At 67.4% G+C, this 17,740-nt stretch carries 21 protein-coding genes; 17 read left to right on the forward strand and 4 right to left on the reverse strand.

What is annotated here, in order from left to right; translation table 11 throughout:
- The first annotated feature begins 39 nt into the window (after nucleotides 1-39).
- The 7 genes from ACFQ9K_RS05885 (at nucleotide 40) to ACFQ9K_RS05915 (ending at nucleotide 5,582) form a co-directional block, all read left to right on the forward strand.
- On the forward strand, nucleotides 40-786 hold the full coding sequence (locus ACFQ9K_RS05885; RefSeq protein WP_378715107.1) for a TetR/AcrR family transcriptional regulator: 747 nt from the start codon (nucleotides 40-42) through the stop codon (nucleotides 784-786).
- Nucleotides 787-885: 99 nt separating this feature from the next.
- Nucleotides 886-1,617: an acetoacetate decarboxylase family protein gene (locus ACFQ9K_RS05890; RefSeq protein ID WP_378715109.1), complete on the forward strand. Its 732-nt coding sequence runs from the start codon at nucleotides 886-888 to the stop codon at nucleotides 1,615-1,617.
- 170 nt (nucleotides 1,618-1,787) lie between these two features.
- Nucleotides 1,788-2,459: a DUF3159 domain-containing protein gene (locus ACFQ9K_RS05895; protein WP_378715111.1), complete on the forward strand. Its 672-nt coding sequence runs from the start codon at nucleotides 1,788-1,790 to the stop codon at nucleotides 2,457-2,459.
- Entirely contained in the window at nucleotides 2,456-2,821 is a 366-nt protein-coding gene (locus ACFQ9K_RS05900; protein WP_378715113.1) for a YidH family protein, read from the forward strand. Before ACFQ9K_RS05895 ends, ACFQ9K_RS05900 begins: the two co-directional genes overlap by 4 nt.
- Nucleotides 2,818-3,126, forward strand: a complete 309-nt coding sequence (locus ACFQ9K_RS05905; protein WP_378715114.1) for a DUF202 domain-containing protein — start codon at nucleotides 2,818-2,820, stop codon at nucleotides 3,124-3,126. Before ACFQ9K_RS05900 ends, ACFQ9K_RS05905 begins: the two co-directional genes overlap by 4 nt.
- Before the next feature lie 120 nt (nucleotides 3,127-3,246).
- Entirely contained in the window at nucleotides 3,247-5,163 is a 1,917-nt protein-coding gene (locus tag ACFQ9K_RS05910) for an alkyl/aryl-sulfatase (RefSeq protein ID WP_378715115.1), read from the forward strand.
- A gap of 53 nt (nucleotides 5,164-5,216) precedes the next feature.
- The gene (locus tag ACFQ9K_RS05915; RefSeq protein WP_378715116.1) at nucleotides 5,217-5,582 is read left to right on the forward strand and encodes a hypothetical protein; all 366 of its coding nucleotides are present in this window, start codon (nucleotides 5,217-5,219) and stop codon (nucleotides 5,580-5,582) included.
- An 89-nt stretch (nucleotides 5,583-5,671) separates the two neighbouring features.
- Here the strand turns inward: ACFQ9K_RS05915 and ACFQ9K_RS05920 are convergent, their stop codons facing one another.
- From ACFQ9K_RS05920 to ACFQ9K_RS05930, 3 genes are all read right to left on the reverse strand, one after another.
- On the reverse strand, nucleotides 5,672-6,190 hold the full coding sequence (locus tag ACFQ9K_RS05920; RefSeq protein WP_378715117.1) for a DUF1990 family protein: 519 nt from the start codon (nucleotides 6,188-6,190) through the stop codon (nucleotides 5,672-5,674).
- 146 nt (nucleotides 6,191-6,336) lie between these two features.
- Nucleotides 6,337-6,864: a M23 family metallopeptidase gene (locus ACFQ9K_RS05925; protein ID WP_378715274.1), complete on the reverse strand. Its 528-nt coding sequence runs from the start codon at nucleotides 6,862-6,864 to the stop codon at nucleotides 6,337-6,339.
- A gap of 9 nt (nucleotides 6,865-6,873) precedes the next feature.
- The gene (locus ACFQ9K_RS05930; RefSeq protein ID WP_378715119.1) at nucleotides 6,874-7,206 is read right to left on the reverse strand and encodes a hypothetical protein; all 333 of its coding nucleotides are present in this window, start codon (nucleotides 7,204-7,206) and stop codon (nucleotides 6,874-6,876) included.
- Nucleotides 7,207-7,627: 421 nt separating this feature from the next.
- Here ACFQ9K_RS05930 and rpsB point away from each other — a divergent pair, with 421 nt between their 5' ends.
- The 7 genes from rpsB to ACFQ9K_RS05965 all read left to right on the forward strand — a co-directional run bounded on the left by rpsB (nucleotide 7,628) and on the right by ACFQ9K_RS05965 (nucleotide 13,659).
- Nucleotides 7,628-8,494, forward strand: a complete 867-nt coding sequence (gene rpsB, locus ACFQ9K_RS05935; RefSeq protein ID WP_378715121.1) for a 30S ribosomal protein S2 — start codon at nucleotides 7,628-7,630, stop codon at nucleotides 8,492-8,494.
- A 100-nt stretch (nucleotides 8,495-8,594) separates the two neighbouring features.
- Entirely contained in the window at nucleotides 8,595-9,419 is an 825-nt protein-coding gene (gene tsf, locus ACFQ9K_RS05940) for a translation elongation factor Ts (RefSeq protein ID WP_378715123.1), read from the forward strand.
- Nucleotides 9,420-9,676: 257 nt separating this feature from the next.
- Nucleotides 9,677-10,405 (forward strand): UMP kinase, encoded by a 729-nt coding sequence (pyrH, locus tag ACFQ9K_RS05945; RefSeq protein ID WP_150405586.1) that lies wholly within the window; start codon nucleotides 9,677-9,679, stop codon nucleotides 10,403-10,405.
- Between the two features lie 50 nt (nucleotides 10,406-10,455).
- On the forward strand, nucleotides 10,456-11,013 hold the full coding sequence (gene frr, locus ACFQ9K_RS05950; RefSeq protein ID WP_378715276.1) for a ribosome recycling factor: 558 nt from the start codon (nucleotides 10,456-10,458) through the stop codon (nucleotides 11,011-11,013).
- Nucleotides 11,014-11,235: 222 nt separating this feature from the next.
- Nucleotides 11,236-12,192 carry a phosphatidate cytidylyltransferase gene (locus ACFQ9K_RS05955; RefSeq protein ID WP_378715278.1) on the forward strand — a complete coding sequence of 319 codons (957 nt, stop codon included), beginning with the start codon at nucleotides 11,236-11,238 and terminating at the stop codon, nucleotides 12,190-12,192.
- Between the two features lie 52 nt (nucleotides 12,193-12,244).
- Entirely contained in the window at nucleotides 12,245-12,931 is a 687-nt protein-coding gene (locus ACFQ9K_RS05960) for a hypothetical protein (RefSeq protein WP_378715125.1), read from the forward strand.
- Nucleotides 12,928-13,659: a hypothetical protein gene (locus tag ACFQ9K_RS05965; RefSeq protein WP_378715127.1), complete on the forward strand. Its 732-nt coding sequence runs from the start codon at nucleotides 12,928-12,930 to the stop codon at nucleotides 13,657-13,659. The genes ACFQ9K_RS05960 and ACFQ9K_RS05965 overlap by 4 nt, the downstream gene beginning before the upstream one ends.
- A 16-nt stretch (nucleotides 13,660-13,675) precedes the next feature.
- Here ACFQ9K_RS05965 and ACFQ9K_RS05970 read toward each other — a convergent pair whose 3' ends face one another.
- Complete coding sequence (locus ACFQ9K_RS05970) at nucleotides 13,676-14,035, reverse strand: lipopolysaccharide assembly LapA domain-containing protein (RefSeq protein WP_378715129.1); 360 nt, start codon at nucleotides 14,033-14,035, stop codon at nucleotides 13,676-13,678.
- Between the two features lie 125 nt (nucleotides 14,036-14,160).
- Here ACFQ9K_RS05970 and rlmN point away from each other — a divergent pair, with 125 nt between their 5' ends.
- The 3 genes from rlmN (at nucleotide 14,161) to ACFQ9K_RS05985 (ending at nucleotide 17,724) form a co-directional block, all read left to right on the forward strand.
- A complete protein-coding gene (gene rlmN, locus ACFQ9K_RS05975) occupies nucleotides 14,161-15,270 on the forward strand; it encodes a 23S rRNA (adenine(2503)-C(2))-methyltransferase RlmN (protein ID WP_378715130.1) in 1,110 nt (369 codons plus the stop codon).
- Nucleotides 15,271-16,037: 767 nt separating this feature from the next.
- Nucleotides 16,038-16,415 (forward strand): hypothetical protein, encoded by a 378-nt coding sequence (locus tag ACFQ9K_RS05980; RefSeq protein ID WP_378715132.1) that lies wholly within the window; start codon nucleotides 16,038-16,040, stop codon nucleotides 16,413-16,415.
- Between the two features lie 118 nt (nucleotides 16,416-16,533).
- Nucleotides 16,534-17,724: a Fic family protein gene (locus ACFQ9K_RS05985; protein WP_378715134.1), complete on the forward strand. Its 1,191-nt coding sequence runs from the start codon at nucleotides 16,534-16,536 to the stop codon at nucleotides 17,722-17,724.
- Nucleotides 17,725-17,740 lie beyond the last annotated feature (16 nt).

Below are 17,740 nucleotides of genomic sequence, written 5' to 3' on the forward strand. Positions count from 1 at the left end.
TGAACTCGCACAGCGTGCGAGTCAATATAAGATTGGCCGGTGACCAAGCAGTTCGATTCGGTATGGCTCCGCGAGCCTCGGCAACCGAAGGCGTCGGGGTTGCGCCTGGACCACATCGTCGGCGCGGCCGTCGAACTCCTCGACGCCGAGGGGCTCGATTCGCTGAGCATGCGCAAGATCGGGGCCAAGCTCGACGCGGGCGCCACCAGCCTCTACTGGCATGTCGCGAACAAGGACGAGCTACTGGAACTGGTGCTCGACGAGTTCTGGGGCATGGTCGAGGTCCCGGACTCGGAGGACGCGCCGTGGCGGGAGGTGCTGTCGACCTTCGCCTACAACTTCCGCGACACGTTGCGCGCGCACGGGTGGAGCGCCTCGCTGATCGGTCAGTTGCCCAGCATGGGGCCGAATGCGTTGCGGCTCACCGATCGGCTGCGTCGCGCGTACATCCGCGCGGGCTTCCGCGGCATCGATATCTATCTCGCCAGCGGCACGGTGATGTCCTACGTGCTCGGCATCGTGACGCCGGAAATCGCCTGGGCCAAGACGTACGGCGACGTCGATATCAATCGACAGTCCATCGTGCAGATGATGGAAGCGGTGGCCGGGGACTATCCGGACATGCTGTCGGAATATCGGGCGCTCGCGCCGGTCAGCCCCGAGGCGGCGCGCGCGATGGCGTTCGATTTCGGCTTGCTGTGCCTGCTGGACGGACTGGAGCACCGACTGCCCGAAAGTTCCGGCGAACCATCGGGCGATCGGAGCGCCGACGCCGGGCTGTCTTGATAAACTGAAACGAGTTCTAGTTTGTCGGCGGCGCACACAGGTGTCGGAGACGCGGTGTATTCCAACGGTTTCGGCGTGGGTGCACAGGAAGGCATGCGCATGAGCACCCACACCGTCCTCGGTCAGGAAGTTCGCCTGCCGGTCCGCATCCGGCTCGCGCGCGCGTTCATGGCGAACTATCTGGTTCCGGCCGGCGCCGCGCAGCAGTTGATCGACTATTCCGGACTGCGGGTGCTGCGCCTTCCTGGCGCACGCGCCATGTGTTCGCTGGTCTTCGTCGAGTACGTCGACGGTGATCTCGGCCCGTACAACGAATTCGGCGTTTCGTTCATGGTCCGGCATCACACCGCCGATCCGGCCGTTCGATTCGGCGACCTGCGCGCCTTGGCCACCAATCGGGCCGGGGTCTTCATCCATCGACTGCCGGTCGACGGCGACTTCACCCTCGCCGCCGGTCGCGGAATCTGGGGATTTCCCAAGGAACTCGCCGACTTCACCGTGCGGCACGACGCTGGAGAACGTCACGGCGCGCTGCGCCAGAACGGCGAACTCGTCGTCGATCTGACAGTTCGACAGGGCATTTCGACCCCGCGGCGCCGAGACACCGCGTCCTCGTTCGACGCCTACTCCCACCTCGGCGGTGTCACCCGCTGCACGCCATGGCGAATGGAACCCGCGGGGCTGCACGCCCGTCCGGGCGGAGCGACCCTCGCCCTCGGCGAGCACCCCATCGCCGACGAACTGCGATCGCTGCGCCTGCCGCGACGCGCCGTCATGACCTCGACGATTTCCCGCCTGGCGATGACCTTCGAGGACGCGGTCCCCGTCTAGTCCCTTACGGCGATACGGGCTGCCACCAGCGAGAACCGGTCGGCGGCAGGTCGAGTAACCGCATGATCACGGCCTGCGCGGTTCGTGGACGCCCTGCGCAGGGCCGGTTAGTGTGACGTAGCGGACTGTTTGCTCGCAACGCGAAGCCGACCGGTAGGGGAGAGGTGCCCGTGAATTCCGACCACCAGCGCCGGCAGCTGGATCCAGGCGACGGCCTGGCGGAATCCCGCGGTGTGGTCGGCGAGCTGTGGGGGAAGTTCCGCGCGATGCACGGCCCGCAGCACCTGCTCGACGGGGCCGCCCCCGCGATCGGGTTTCTGATCGCCTACTCCGCGGCCGGCGCCGAGGTCGGTGTCTTCGTCGCGATCTTGATCGCCATCGTGCTGGGCGCGGTCCGGCTGATGCGCGGCGATTCGGTGCGCGTGGTGGCGGGCGCCGTGCTGGCGATCCTGGTGTTCTCGCTGTTCGTCGAGATCACCGGCGAGGGGCGCGGTTTCTACCTGCCGGAAGTAGCGTTGAGCGTCGTGATGACCGTGCTGTTCGGCGCGACGCTGCTCACCGGGAAGCCGCTGAGCCACACCGTGACCCGCAAGATCCGGCTCGAACCGGCCGAGCCCGCCGACCCCGCGGCCCGGCTGCGGCTGCATCGGCGAATCACCCTCGCCTGGTTCGTGTTCTGGGCGGCGCACGTGGCGGTGATGGTTCCGCTGTATGTCGCCGACAAGGTCGTTCTCCTCGGCACCTTCGCCCTGGTCTTCGGCAAACCGGCGCTGATCGTCATGCTCGCGTTGACCTGGCTGTGGGTACGGGACAGGTCCACTGCCTGGGCCGGGGCGGCATGACGCTGCCTAGCCCCGGCGCCGAGTCGGGGGACGGGGAAGAGGAGGTCGACTACCGGTTCACCTTGGCCAACGAGCGCACGTTCCTCGCGTGGATGCGCACGTCGCTCGGCCTGCTCGCCGGCGGTGTCGCGGTGCACACGCTGGTGCAGCCGTTCCGGATGGGCGGCGTGCGGCGAGTGCTCGCGTTGAGTTGTCTCGTGCTCGCGGTGGTCGTTGCCGTTGGCGCGTACGCGCATTGGCGGCGGGTGGGGGTGGCCATGCGGCAGGGCCGTCCGCTGCCGGAGACCGTGCTGGTGCCGATTCTGTCCGCGGGCATCGCCGTCGTATCGGTGCTCGCCGGCGTCGCGGTGTTGCTGCGATGAGCCGCGCCGGGCTCGCCGCGGAGCGCACCGCCCTGGCCTGGCGGCGCACGGCGGTGGCCTCGATGGTCACCGGCGCGCTGTTCCTGAACCATGCCGTCACCAACGGCTGGCGTCCCGCGATGATCGCGCCGATCGGTGCGGCCATCGCCATGGCCGCGCTGGCCGGCCTGTGCTACCTGCGCAACCGCAGCCTGCGCGAGGGCCGATTCGGTCACGGCGGATTCGTGGTCGCCGCGGCTGCCACGGTGGTGGTGGCCGTCGCGGGCCTCGCGGCAGTTGTCGAGCTCACCGATCCGTGGCCCTAGATCCCCACCGGCACAGCAACTTGGCACCGACTCCCAGGAGGTTGACATGAGCCAGCGAAGCGAGCGAAGCGGGTATCGGTGTGCGGCGCGCATGCCGGAGCGCGGCAACGAGGTGCGGGCATGAGCACCGCGACCGAGCCGAGCGATTTCATCGTCGCGGAGCAGCAGCGTTCCGCCGCCGCGATGCCGTTCGCCGACACCGCCGATCTCGCGGATGCCGAGCGCGGGTTCATCGCCGCGCTGGAGCCCGGGGTAGTCACCGCGGACGATGGAACCGTGGTGTGGGACAACGACTCCTACGACTTTCTGCGCGAATCCTGTCCCGCCTCGGTCAATCCCAGTCTGTGGCGGCAGGCCGGACTGGTCGTCAAGCAGGGGTTGTTCGAGGTCACCGCGGGGATCTATCAGATTCGCGGGCTCGACCTGTCCAACATGACCCTCGTCGAGGGCAAAACCGGTGTGCTGGTGATCGATCCGCTGATCTCCGCGGAGACCGCCGCCGCGGGACTCGCGCTGTATCGGGCGCACCGCGGGGATCGCCCGGTGACCGGGCTCATCTATACCCATTCCCACGTCGACCATTTCGGTGGCGCGATGGGGGTGACCACCACCGAAGACGTTGCGGCGGGGCGCTGTCCGGTGATCGCGCCGGCCGGGTTCCTGGAGCACGCGGTGGCCGAGAATGTGTACGCGGGCACCGCGATGGCGCGCCGGGCCGGGTACATGTACGGCGCCGTGCTGCCGCGCGGGCCGCTGGGCGCGGTGGGCGCGGGGCTCGGCCAGACCACCTCGGTCGGCACGGTGACCCTGATCCCGCCGACCGTCGACATCACCGCGACCGGGCAGGAGGAGACGGTCGACGGAATCCGGATCGTCTTCCAGGTCACCCCCGGCACCGAAGCGCCGGCCGAGATGAACTTCTACTTTCCGGACCACCGCGCCCTGTGCATGGCCGAGAACGCCACGCACACCCTGCACAACCTGCTCACCCTGCGCGGCGCGCTGGTGCGCGACCCACACGTCTGGGCGAAGTACCTGACCGAGGCGATCAACCTGTACGCGCGCCGCTCCGATGTGGTCTTCGCCTCCCACCACTGGCCCACCTGGGGCACCGATCGGCTGGTGGAATTCCTTGCGCTGCAACGAGATCTATACGGTTACCTGAACGATCAGACGTTGCGCCTGCTGAACCAGGGCTACGTCGGCGCCGAGATCGCCGAGATGATCACCCTGCCGTCGGCCGTGGAGGGCAGCTGGCACACGCACGGGTACTACGGGTCGGTCAGCCACAACGTCAAGGCCATCTACCAGCGGTATATGGGCTGGTTCGACGGCAACCCGGCGCACCTGTGGGAGCATCCACCGGTCGAATCCGCCGTCCGCCATGTGGAATTCATGGGCGGCGCCGAGGAGGTGCTGCGCAAGGCGCGCAAGTCCTACGACGCGGGCGACTATCGCTGGGTGGCCCAGGTGCTCAACTATGTGATCTACGCCGATCCCACCAACGATGCCGCGAAAGCGTTGCAGGCCAGCACCTTCGAGCAGCTCGGCTACGGCGCGGAGAACGCCACCTGGCGCAATTTCTATCTCAGCGGCGCCTACGAACTGCGGTACGGTTCGTTCGGCACGCCGACCAAGGCCAACGCGCCGACCCTGCTGGCCGCGCTGAGCGTGGAGCAGGTCTTCGACGCCATGGCGCTGCGCGTCGACGGCCCGAAGGCGTGGAACCAGCGGGTCGTCGCGGACTGGCAGATCAGCGACGAGGATCGCGTGCACCGTCTCGAACTGCGCAACGGACGGTTGACCCACTACGACCGACCGGACGGGGTGCCGCTGCCGGAGCCCGACGCGGTCTTCACGCTGAGCAAGGCGACGCTCATCCGGGTGCTGCTGGCGGGCGAGGATTTCGGGGTCGCGGCCGCCGCGGGCGACATCCTGATCGATGGCGATGTCACCAAGTTGGCCGAGTTGGTCGGCGTGTTCGATTCGCCGGACCCGGATTTCAGCATCGTCACACCGCGCGGAACGATCGGTTAGCCACCCGCGAAAACAGTTCGACTCCGGAATCGACCCTCCCTACGGTGGTGCACATGTCAACCGAACCGTCGACCGATCGGCCGCCCCTGCGCGAGCGCATGCGCGCCGCGCTGACCGTGGCGATGAAGGCCCGTGACCGCCAGGCGATCACCGCCCTGCGGTCCACCCTGGGCGCCGTCGACAACGCGGAGGCGGTCGACGTCGGCGAGCACCGAGCGGGTTCGGTGGAGAGCAGCGCGACCGGCCTCGGGGTCGCCGAGGTCGCGCGCCGCGAACTGACCGAAGCCGACATCGAACAGATCGTGCGCGCCGAGATCGCCGAACGCCACACCGTCGCCGAGGAATACGACGGGCACGGACGCGCGGAACCCGCCGCGGACTTGCGCGCTCAGGCCAAGGCGCTGGCCGACCTGCTCTAGACCGGGGCAACTGGTTAGCCGAAGGTGTCCGTCGAGTGTGCAAACCGCTTGACGGACACCGTCATTCGCGACTGCCACGCACGTCGGATTCAGGCGGAGGTCGGTAGGGCGCTGATGTAGCGCCCGGCGATGAAACGCTGGATGACGCGCACCACCGGCCCGCCGAGCTTGGTGTACCAGGTGCCCGGCCGGGAGAACGCGGTCACCAGGCCGTACACCGACTCGTCGGCCGGGTCGTACTCCACCGCGAACAGCTCCTCGCCGATTTCCGGATGCCCCGGCAGCGTCCCGTAGGCGAATCCGCGCTGATTCGGTGCGGCCAGCACATACACCACCCGGCACGGCGCGACGATCGCCACCGGCCCGACGCCGAGCCGGACCGTCAAACGCGTACCTGGCTCGGCCGTCACGGTCGACGCATCGTGAAAGATCCCGGTGCCCTTCTGCATCCGGTACTCCAGAATCGCCGCGCCCGCGTGTTCGAACAGCGCGCGCCCGTGCCCGATCCGTCGCCGCAATCGAAACCGGTGGTACCCCTGCGGCAATTCACCGGTCGTCGCCCCGACTTCCGAATACGTGAAGGGCGGATCGCCTGGCGCTTGCTCCATCTCCTGATCTTCACCCGCACCCGACGACATTGGGAAGCAATCCGCAGCGTCTGTTTCGACACGCCGCGCGCCCCGCGCGGACCCGTCACCCGTGGCGTGGTGCCGGGGCGCGCACCGCCGGTGAACAGCGAAGAGCAGAAGGGAGCTCAGGGCGGCGCGACCGGCTTCAGCCGCAGGGGAGCGAGGTGCAGCAACCGCAGCGGATCCAGATACTCCCGTCGCCGCCGGCCACCGCCCTCGCTCCGCAGTCCCCAGTGCAGGCACGATCCGCAACCTTCGTGCCCGGCTTCCAGCACGCCGATCCGGGTGCCCCGCCCGACCCGCCGCCCGACCGGAATCTCGGCGCGCACCGGTTCGTACGTCGTCCGCAGCCCGCCCGGATGATCGATCGAGACCACCGGCTTGTCCGCCACCGTCCCCGCGAACACCACGATCCCGTCCCCGGCCGCCAGCACCGCCTGCCCCGGCGCACCGGCGAGATCGACCCCGCGATGTCCCGGCAGCCAATCGTGCGCAGGCTTGTCGAACCGCCGCACCACGGTCGGCCGAGGCTGCAACGGCCAGCCGAAGTCGCCGGCGGGCGCGGCCACCGCCGCCGGCTCCGAACCGGTCAGCACCGACGCGAGTCCGATCAGGACGGCACAGAGATGCAGGCGCGCATCGCCGCGGAGCATCATCCGGCATCACTCGACCGCCGGTGACGGCAACGCCAGCGGCGCCGGCGCGGCGAGCCCGCAGAACTCGGAATCGCTCGGCGACATGAAAAACGGTGCGGGACCGACATATTCACAGAACTCGGGATCGAGCGGAGACGCTCCGTCGCCCACCCGCAACGGCGCCGGACGCGTCCACCCGCAGAACGAACCCGTGCACGCCCCGGGCACGGGTTCGTTCCGCAGCCGCCCGCCGATCGAACTCGCGGGCTCCGGCCCCACCGCCGCCTGCGCGTCCGCCGTACCCGGCGGCGCCGTCATGACGGCGAGCACGAAGAAAAGCGGTATGACCAGCGTGGTCATCGAAGAAATCGGATTGGAAGGCATGTCATGAAGCCTCATCCGCCCGGCCCGCTCACGGAACCCCCACCACCGCGATTGTGGACAACTTTCTCGACTGTGGACATCCCTCGTTCCACCTGCCGCAACCACCCGCGCGTAGCCCCTGACAGGGCGATTTAGAAGCTGAGCCCCCTACCCCGTAGACTGTTCGAGCGGTCTGTGCGTGCATGGACCGACTTCGCGCGCCACCCCGTGCTTGTTCGCAGCGGCGCTGTTTCGAATCGAGTTTCAGCAGTTTCGGTTCGCGGCAGAGTCTGTGCGGAGCAGGGAGTCGTCGGCTGGTCCCCACCCTCGCGGTCGGGTCCGACGATTCGGAGGCGCCAGGGCAACGAGTCACCGATTCGTTGCGTCAACCGGCAAAGGAAAGAGAGATACGGGAGCTATGGCTGTCGTAACAATGAAGCAGCTGCTCGACAGCGGCGCGCACTTCGGGCACCAGACACGGCGCTGGAACCCGAAGATGAAGCGGTTCATCTTCACCGACCGCAACGGCATCTACATCATCGACCTGCAGCAGACGCTGACCTACATCGACAAGGCCTACGAGTTCGTCAAGGAGACCGTCGCCCACGGTGGCACCGTTCTCTTCGTCGGCACCAAGAAGCAGGCCCAGGAGTCGATCGCGGCCGAGGCGACTCGCGTCGGGATGCCCTACGTCAACCAGCGCTGGCTGGGTGGCATGCTCACCAACTTCTCCACCGTGCACAAGCGCCTGCAGCGCCTCAAGGAGCTCGAGGCCATGGAGCAGACCGGTGGCTTCGAGGGTCGCACCAAGAAGGAAATCCTCATGCTCACGCGTGAGATGAACAAGCTGGACCGCACCCTCGGCGGTATCCGCGACATGGCCAAGGTGCCCTCGGCCATCTGGGTCGTCGACACCAACAAGGAGCACATCGCCGTCGGCGAGGCGCGCAAGCTGAATATCCCGGTCATCGCGATCCTGGATACCAACTGCGACCCCGACCTGGTCGACTACCCGATCCCGGGTAACGACGACGCGATCCGTTCCGCCGCTCTGCTGACCAAGGTCGTCGCCTCCGCGGTGGCCGAGGGCGTGCAGGCGCGGGCCGGTCTGTCCTCCGGCGACGACAAGCCGGAAGCGGGCGCGGGCGAGCCGCTGGCCGAGTGGGAGCAGGAGCTGCTCGCTTCGGCCGCACCCGCCGCCGACGCACCGGCCGAGACCCCGGCTGAAGCCCCCGCCGAAGCCGCCGCCGAGGCCGCCCCGGTGGAGACCCCGGCCGAGGCCTGAGTCTCGTAACTCGCTGTTCCAGCGGTGATCACCAACGCGTGCGATGGTGATCACCGCTGCCCAGTACTCAAGCACTTTCTCCGAAGGAGGCTCGCCACCGATGGCGAACTACACCGCCGCCGACGTGAAGCGGCTCCGGGAGCTCACCGGCTCCGGGATGATGGACTGTAAGAACGCGCTGGCCGAGACCGACGGCGACTTCGACAAGGCAGTCGAGATCCTGCGCATCAAGGGCGCCAAGGATGTCGGCAAGCGTGCCGAGCGCACCACCGCCGAGGGCCTGGTCACCGCCAAGGGCGGCGTCATGGTCGAGATCAACTCCGAGACCGACTTCGTCGCGAAGAACGCGGAGTTCCAGGCGCTCGCCGACCAGATCGTGGCCGCGGCCGCGGCGGCCAAGCCCGCCGACCTGGACGCGCTCAAGGCCATCGACCTCGGCGGCCAGACCGCCGACGAGGCCGTGCAGGCGCTCGCCGCGAAGATCGGCGAGAAGCTGGAGCTGCGTCGCGTGATCTCGCTCGACGGCCCGGTCGCCACCTACCTGCACAAGCGTGCCTCGGATCTGCCGCCGGCCGTCGGCGTGCTGATCGAGTACCAGGGCGAGGGTGACGCCGCGGCCGAGGCCGCGCGTGCCGCCGCCATGCAGGTTGCCGCGCTCAAGGCGAAGTACGTGACCCGCGACGAGGTTCCGGCCGACATCGTGGAGAACGAGCGCCGCATCGCCGAGCAGACCGCGCGCGAAGAGGGCAAGCCCGAAGCCGCGCTGCCGAAGATCACCGAGGGCCGGGTCAACGGCTTCTTCAAGGACGTCGTGCTGCTCGAGCAGTCGTCGGTCACCGATTCGAAGAAGACCGTCAAGGCCCTGCTGGACGAGGCCGGGGTCACCGTGACCCGCTTCGCCCGCTTCGAGGTCGGCGCCAACTGATCACGCCCCGCGCGCTCATCCCGGCGAACGCCGGGATCGAGCCGCGCGGGACCGGGTCTAGCCGCACTCACAGCACCATAGCGAGCAGACCCCCTGTCGACCGATTTGCCGGTTGACGGGGGGTCTTCTTATGCCGCAGAACACTCATAGGGCAGGATAGGGGCCGCTCCGTGTTGAGGAGCCTTTCCGAGCTGCCGAATTCTGTGACGCACTTGCCTGCCGAGAACAACGTTGACCGCCGAAGGAGAAGAACACCCATGACGGACCCGGGGATCGATCGCCCAGGATATCGCCGGGTGCTCCTCAAGCTAGGCGGCGAGATGTTCGGCGGCGGCCGCGTCGGGCTCGACCCCGACGTGGTGGAGACGGTCGCCGAGCAGATCGCCGAGGTCGTCGCGACCGGCGTGCAGGTGGCCGTGGTGATCGGCGGCGGCAACTTCTTCCGCGGCGCCGAGCTCGAGGAGCGCGGCATGGAACGTGCCCGCTCGGACTACATGGGCATGCTCGGCACCGTGATGAACAGCCTTGCGCTGCAAGACTTTTTGCAGAAGCAGGGGATCGAGACCCGGGTGCAGACCGCGATCACCATGGGTCAGGTCGCCGAGCCGTACCTGCCGCTGCGCGCCAAGCGCCACCTGGAGAAGGGCCGCGTGGTCATCTTCGGTGCCGGCATGGGCATGCCCTACTTCTCCACCGACACCACGGCCGCCCAGCGCGCCCTGGAGATCGGTGCCGAGGTGGTGCTGATGGCCAAGGCGGTCGACGGCGTGTTCACCGCCGATCCCAAGGTCGACGAAGACGCCACCATGTACTCCGAGATCACCCACAAAGAGGTCATCGAGAAGGGGCTCAAGGTCGCCGACGCGACCGCCTTCAGCCTCTGTATGGACAACCAGATGCCGATGCTGGTGTTCAATTTGTTGACCAAGGGCAATATCGCCCGAGCGGTCGCCGGTGAGAAGATCGGCACATTGGTTCGGTCCTGACCCCGCGACCCGCGGATCATGACGATGACGACGCTGTGGAGGAAACGGTCGTGATTGAAGAAGCGCTCTTCGACGCCGAGGAGAAGATGGAAAAGGCTGTCACGGTAGCGAAAGACGATCTCGCAGCCATCCGCACCGGACGCGCCAACCCGGGGATGTTCACTCGGATCGTGGTGGACTACTACGGCTCGCTGACCCCCATCACCCAGATGTCCAGCATCACGGTGCCGGAGCCGCGCATGGTCGTGATCAAGCCCTACGAGCAGGCGCAGCTCGGCGCGATCGAAACCGCGATCCGCAACTCCGATCTCGGCGTCAACCCCACCAACAACGGTGACATCATTCGCATTTCGGTGCCGCAGCTGACCGAGGAGCGTCGCCGCGAGCTGGCCAAACAGGCCAAGGGCAAGGGGGAGGACGCCAAGGTGTCGATCCGCAATGTCCGCCGCAAAGCCATGGACGAACTGTCGCGCATCCAGAAGGATGGCGAGGCGGGTGAGGACGAGGTCGGGCGCGCCGAGAAGGACCTCGACAAGACCACCGCCAAGTACGTCGGCCAGATCGACGAACTGGTCAAACACAAAGAAGCTGAACTGCTCGAGGTCTGACGCTGACGGCGGCGCGCCGCCGATCGACGCAGCAGGCCCACCCGGGCGGGGGACGAACGGAACGACGAGTTGAGCGACGGGACAATCGTGGCCGAGAACGCCGCCGCGACCGGTGCGGCTGAGGAGCCGAGGCCGGTGAACGGCACAGCTGATACGAGGCACGAGCACGTGCGCGATGCGGGAGCATCGGGTCACGAGCCGTTAGCCTCGGCTGCGGCGTCCGTGCCCGGCGCTCCGGCTGCCGACGGTGCCGCGTGGGCGTCGCCCGCGGCCGAGCAGGTGGCTCCGGCCGTCTCGGCGGCCGAACACGACCCGGAGGCGCACGGACCGAACGCGGTGCTCGCCGCGACCCCGCCGGCCGGTTCGCGGGCGGGGCGAAACCTGCCCGCGGCGCTCGCCGTCGGGTTCGGGCTCGGGTTGTCGCTGATCGCGATCCTGCTGTTCGTGCCGAAGGTGTTCATCGGCGTGGTCGGTGTGGCGGTGGGCGTCGCCACCTGGGAGGTCGCCAAGCGTCTTCGTGAAGCCGATGTGCTGGTGCCGCGGATTCCGCTCATCGTCGGCGGGCAGGCCGTGTTCTGGCTCGGCTGGCCCTACGGCGCGAGCGGAGTCGCGGGCGCCTTCGCCGCCACCGCGCTGACCTGCATGGTGTGGCGACTGTTCGACCACGGACTGCAAACCGCGCCGCGAAACTTCCTGCGCGACACCGCCATCGCCATCTTCACCCTGGCCTGGATCCCGCTGCTCGCCTCGTTCGCAACCCTGCTGCTGCTCGAACCCGACGGCAATCTGCGGGTGCTGACCTTCATGATCCTGGTCGTCTGCTCCGACGTCGGCGGGTACGTGGCCGGCGTGCTGTTCGGCAGGCATCCGATGGTGCCGTCGATCAGCCCGAAGAAATCCTGGGAGGGTTTCGGCGGCTCGCTCGTGTTCAGCGTCATCGGCGGCCTGCTCACCGTCACCCTGCTGCTCGACGCCAACTCGATGATCGGCGTCGTCCTCGGCGTCGGCCTCGTCCTGGTCGCCACCTGCGGCGACCTGATCGAGTCCCAGATCAAGCGCGAACTCGGCATCAAGGACATGGGCACCCTGCTCCCCGGCCACGGCGGCATCATGGACCGCCTCGACTCCATGCTCCCCTCCGCCTTCGTCTCCTGGCTGATCCTCTCCACCCTCCTCTGACCAGGCACTATAAATATTTGCCCGACCATAGGCAAAAATTTATACTCGCTGCATGGCCGAGCTCCGACTGTCGCACGCCGAGGTAGCGGTGCTGTCCTACCTGCTCGGCACTCCGATGCCGCAGCGCCAGGTCCACATCGCGGCGGCCACGGGCGTCACCCAGGCTCGGGTCTCGCAGATCATGGCGATCGCCGACGAACGCGGCTGGACCGAGCGCTGCGCGAAGGGCTGGCGGGTACTGCGTCCACGCGAGGTTTTCGACCACCTCGTGACCGCCCGGCCGCCCAGGGTGACCACGGTAGAGGCCTGGTACAGCCTGGACAACGGCCCGCGGCAGATCGAGCTCGCGCTGGAACGGGCCGCCGCACAGCGGGTTTCCCTGCACGTATGCGGCGACTGGGCGGCCGACCGACTCGCCCCCTGGCGGATTCCGGAGATCGTCGTGCTGCACGCCGACGCGCATCTGGAGTTGGATGAGGCCGGTTTCGTCCCGGTCGATACGGATCCGTCCGACGCGAGTTTGGTGGTGACCATCGGCGAAACCCCGCCGGGTTGGCGCCTCGACTCGGCGCTGGCCGCCGCGATGGGCGGACTGCAGGCCCAGGTGTGGCCGCTGGCACCGGTCATCGAGGTGGCCAGGCACATGCTCATCGGCAACAAACCCGACGCCGCCGACGCCGTCGCCGAACTCGAAGAACGATTCCTCACCGCGCGCGCCGAGCTCGAGCGCGCCGCGTGAAAGATATTGCGGTCTACAGCGGTTCGCGGGCCGAGGATGGCGCGTATCGAGCACTGGCCGATGCCGCCTCCGTCTCGCGGGCCCTGGAGTCGTGGGCGGTGGTCGGCGGGCACATGGTCAACCTGCACGTCCTGCGCAGCGGGGTGTCGATCCCGCTGCGTGCCACCAGGGACGCCGACCTCGCGGTCGAACGGGTCGCCATTCGCGACGGTGTCCTGCTGGACAGCCTGCGCGAGCTGGGCTACGACAACCCGCGATCCGGAAACCGATTCGAGCGCTCGGTCGCCGGAACCGCCGCGACGATCGACCTACTGGCTCCCTCGTGCACCAATCGGCACGTGCCCGACCTCGACGCCGGGCCGATCGCCGTCGACGGAATTCCCGCGTTGCACGTCGCGCTGGCCAGGGATCCGGTCTGGATCGCCCTCGACGCCACGCTGACCGACGGCACCCGGATTGCCGCTCGGATCGCGATCCCGGACGTACCGACCGCCCTCTGTATCAAGGTGTTCGCCTATGGGCAGCGACCGGCGCCACGCGATGCGGAGGATATCGCCCGGCTGTTGGAGTGCGGGTATGCCGATCAGGTGGTATGGCCGAGTGGCACTACTTTCACCGAAGCACTCGGGTTGCTGCGCATGCACTTCGATCAGCCGGGACGCGCACTGCGCAATGGGCACGGAAACCCGGCCCGGATCCGTGCGCTCGTCCGGGCGCTGCAAGCCTGACCCGCAGGCGCTCGACCTACTTCTTCGCGGCTCGGCGCAGTTGCAGGATGCGGACGCCGCCGACCAGGGCCATTACCAGCGCGCCGCCGATCACCGACAGCAGGACCGCGACGCCGAGGGGCAGGGAGAAGTGCCAGAAGAACAGGCCTACCTGGACCTGGTCGAGGTTCTGCAGGATGAAGACCAGCAGCACGATCAGGATCAGCGCGCCGGCGATCAGCGCGACCCAGGTGTTGCCGGTCCGGGAGGACAGCGACTGGCGACGTTTGGTGGCGGGGACGGCCGGCGGTGCGGTGGTCGCCGGCGGAGCCTGGGTGGTCGGCTCGTTCGGGAACGCCGGATCGGGATCCGACAGGTGATCAGCATTGGTGGACATATCCCGATCATTGCCCACTGCTATGACGGTTACACGTATTTCCTCGCAACGAACTGGTCATGTCGAGGCTCCGGCCGACGGGCGGGTGTGCGGCACATTCGCCCAGATGGGAGAATGGGGGAACTATGACCGTCTCCCTGCCCCTCGTTTTCGATGCTCCGCGCCGTGGCATGCCGCCCCGGCACCTCGCCGACCTCGACGCCGAGGGCAGGCGCGCGGCCATCGAGGAGCTGGGACTGCCCAAGTTCCGCGCCGACCAGATCGCCCGCCAGTACTACGGCAGGTTGCAGGCCGACCCGGAGCAGATGACGGACCTGCCCGCGCCGGTGCGCGAGAAGATCGGCGAGGCACTGTTCCCGCCGCTCATGTCGGTGGTCAAGCACGTCGCCTGCGATGCGGGCGAGACGCGAAAGACATTGTGGCGTGCGGGCGACGGCACCCTGCTGGAGAGCGTCCTGATGCGCTACCCCGACCGCGCCACCCTCTGCATCTCCAGCCAGGCGGGCTGTGGCATGGCGTGCCCGTTCTGCGCGACCGGCCAGGGCGGGTTGAACCGCAACCTGTCCACCGCCGAGATCGTCGACCAGGTGCGCGCCGCGGCCGCCGCGATGCGCGACGGTGAGGTCGCCGGCGGCCCCGGCCGACTCTCCAACATCGTCTTCATGGGCATGGGCGAGCCGCTGGCCAACTACAAGCGTGTGGTCGCCGCGGTCCGCCGCATCACCTCCCCGCCGCCGGACGGGTTCGGCATCTCCCAGCGCAACGTCGTCGTCTCCACCGTCGGCCTGGCCCCGGCCATCCGCAAACTGGCCGACGAAGACCTCTCCGTCACTCTCGCAGTCTCCCTGCACACCCCCGACGATGAACTCCGCGACACCCTGGTCCCGGTCAACAACCGCTGGCCGGTCGCCGAGGTCCTCGACGCCGCCCGCTACTACGCCGACAAGTCCGGCCGCCGTGTCTCCATCGAATACGCGTTGATCCGCGACATCAACGACCAGCCCTGGCGCGCCGACATGCTCGGCCAGAAACTCCACAAGGCCCTCGGCTCCCGCGTCCACGTCAACGTCATCCCCCTGAACCCCACCCCGGGCAGCAAATGGGATGCTTCGCCGAAACCCGTTGAAGCCGAATTCGTTCGCCGCGTCAACGCCCAAGGCGTCCCCTGCACCGTCCGCGACACCCGCGGCCAAGAAATCGCCGCCGCCTGCGGACAACTCGCCGCCGAAGGCTAGCCGAAGCGGGCTCGCTTTCCGTGAAACCCTTTAGGAACGTGGCAATTAGGTGTTTCCAGATCGGTCCAGACCGTATTGGAAATCGCCAGTTGGAATCTAGTTGAGTTCTGGCAGTCCATTTCTCGTGGTTGAGCGGCGAAATTCGTAGTGTCGCCGCCACGCAAGTCCCCGACTGCTTAGAACAGGTTCATTCGCAGGTAGATCGAGCGGGCTTACCCTTAATCTTGCCCCATGGGGTCACGAGCCGAGATCGTTGTCATCGACGCAGGGGCACAACGGAAGTTCTATACCCACTGGGGTGCTCGATCGCTACATCTGGACCTATTGCCGGGAGTGCGGAGCGCGCTGCGGTTCGCTACCGCGCAAGAAGAGGTTGAAAACTGGATTTATGACCTCGAAGCCGCTGCGGTCATCGATGTGAATAACCGAATGTTGTTGTGGCACTCCAGCGTGTGCAAGCATCCTGCGATGCGAGGCGCTGTCTTCGGGACAATGCACGAAACCTGGCCGGATTGGACTGTCCATTGGGCGGAATTCCGCGAACGTGACTTGATGGACTATTGCGCCGGTCGTTGGCCGCAATGCGTCGTCACGGTTATCGGTCCCGACAAACCCCGGTTATACACGCCCGCCCTCGATTTGGCGCATCTACTGGAGCATGGACCTGCACTGGTCGACGTCATTGCCGGCTGGCAGCATGCCGACCGCTTGCCCACCATGCCCCCGTCCGGCCTCCATATCGTCCCCGCGCAGAAGGCCGCCGCCTGGTGGGCGTTCGAAACAATTGTGGTGTCCCAGAGGCGATCGCCGAGCAGTGGCGCGATTGGCGCTGGGAGAACTGGGACGACCAGATGCTCAAAGTGCTGACCGAGGCCGACCCCGGTCCGCCCGCTGGCTTGACGAAGGCGTTCCAGTCCCTCGCCGAAAGTTTCGAGCAGCACCAGTTGCTCGACGCAGGCACCGAAGCATCCGCGGCCCTCCTCAACATGACGGGCTGGCTCCAAGATCTCACCCGCACGACAAACCAACCCCTGACCACCATCGAAGACAACACCTTCACCCACCGCCCGATCGACCTCACCTCAACCGAGCTGGACAACACCCGCGCGGCGATCGCCACCGCGGCCATGCGGGCGCAGGCCTGAGGCCAGCATCACTGACGGGGGCGCTGAAAAGTACAATAAGCAATCCATAGCTACGTTTTTGGTATATAAACTAAGCTATGATTGTGCTAAGTAGCCTTTTCGTCCACGAAAGCGTCTTATGAGCTGGCCATCGCACCGCATCGAGGAACGCCCGTGGATCCCTCGCCACCGGCAGGGATCGCGGGCCGACCGCACCCTTGACCGCATTGCGGTCGCGGTTCCGCCGCACATCGGCGACCTCGACTACGATCCAGCCGGACCCGTGGCCCGCGCCCACGAAGCGGCGGTGATCGCGATCGCGCGCCTGGAAGCCGGGTTTGGTGAGCACCTGGCCCCACTGGCGGATTTTCTGCTACGCAGCGAGTCGGTCGCCTCGTCGAAGATCGAACATATCGACGCGGGTTGGCGTGCCTTCGGCAAAGCGGTCGCCGGCGGGAAAGCCAGCGTCGAGGCGCAGTCGCAGCTGGCGGCGGTCAAGGCATTGATCGCCATGGTCGATGCGGCGGGGACCGGGCCCATCACGATCGACGATCTCCTGGCCGCACACAGTCTGTTGATGGCTCCCGATTTCTATGCCGCCCGCGAGTCGGGTCAGCTGCGTGATGTCCAGAACTGGATTGGCGGCAGCGACTACACGCCCGTCGGCGCGGCCTATATTCCGCCGCCTCCCGAGCTGGTTGCCGAATTGATGGACGACCTGCTCGTCTTCGTGAATCGCACCGATCTACCGATCCTGGCCCAGGCCGCGATTGCCCATGCACAGTTCGAGTCCATCCATCCGTTCACTGACGGTAACGGCCGTGTGGGGCGTGCACTGATCAGCGCTGTCCTGCGGCGCCGCGACCTCACCCGGCGGGTGACTATTCCGTTGGCTTCGGCCATGCTGGCCGACACCGGCAGGTATTTCGCCCACCTCGGTGCCTATCGAGATGGGCAAGTGGACACGTTCGTCGAATACGTGGGAGTGGGTGCGCTGCATGCCAGCGAGGCAGCGCAGGAATCCGCCCGTGCGCTGGCGGCGCTACCCGCGCGCTGGCGCGAACTTGCTCGCCCTCGCGCGAATTCCACGGACGAGACCCTGCTCGCCGCGCTGCTCGATACGCCGATCTTCAACGCGGACACCGCGCAACGCATCGCTGGAACCACCGATGCCAGTACGTATCGTGCCCTGGGGAGGCTCACCGAGGCCGGGGTCCTCGAGGTCTTGTCGGAGAGCAAACGCAACCGTATCTGGGCCGCCGTGGACGTTCTGGCCGAACTCGACGCGCTCAGCACGGCCATCGGTAAGCGTACGACCGAACATCTGTAGCCGACGCCGCCGCTGG

Origin of the sequence: Nocardia sp. NPDC056564, from assembly GCF_042793755.1 — a bacterium.
Taxonomy (GTDB): domain Bacteria; phylum Actinomycetota; class Actinomycetes; order Mycobacteriales; family Mycobacteriaceae; genus Nocardia.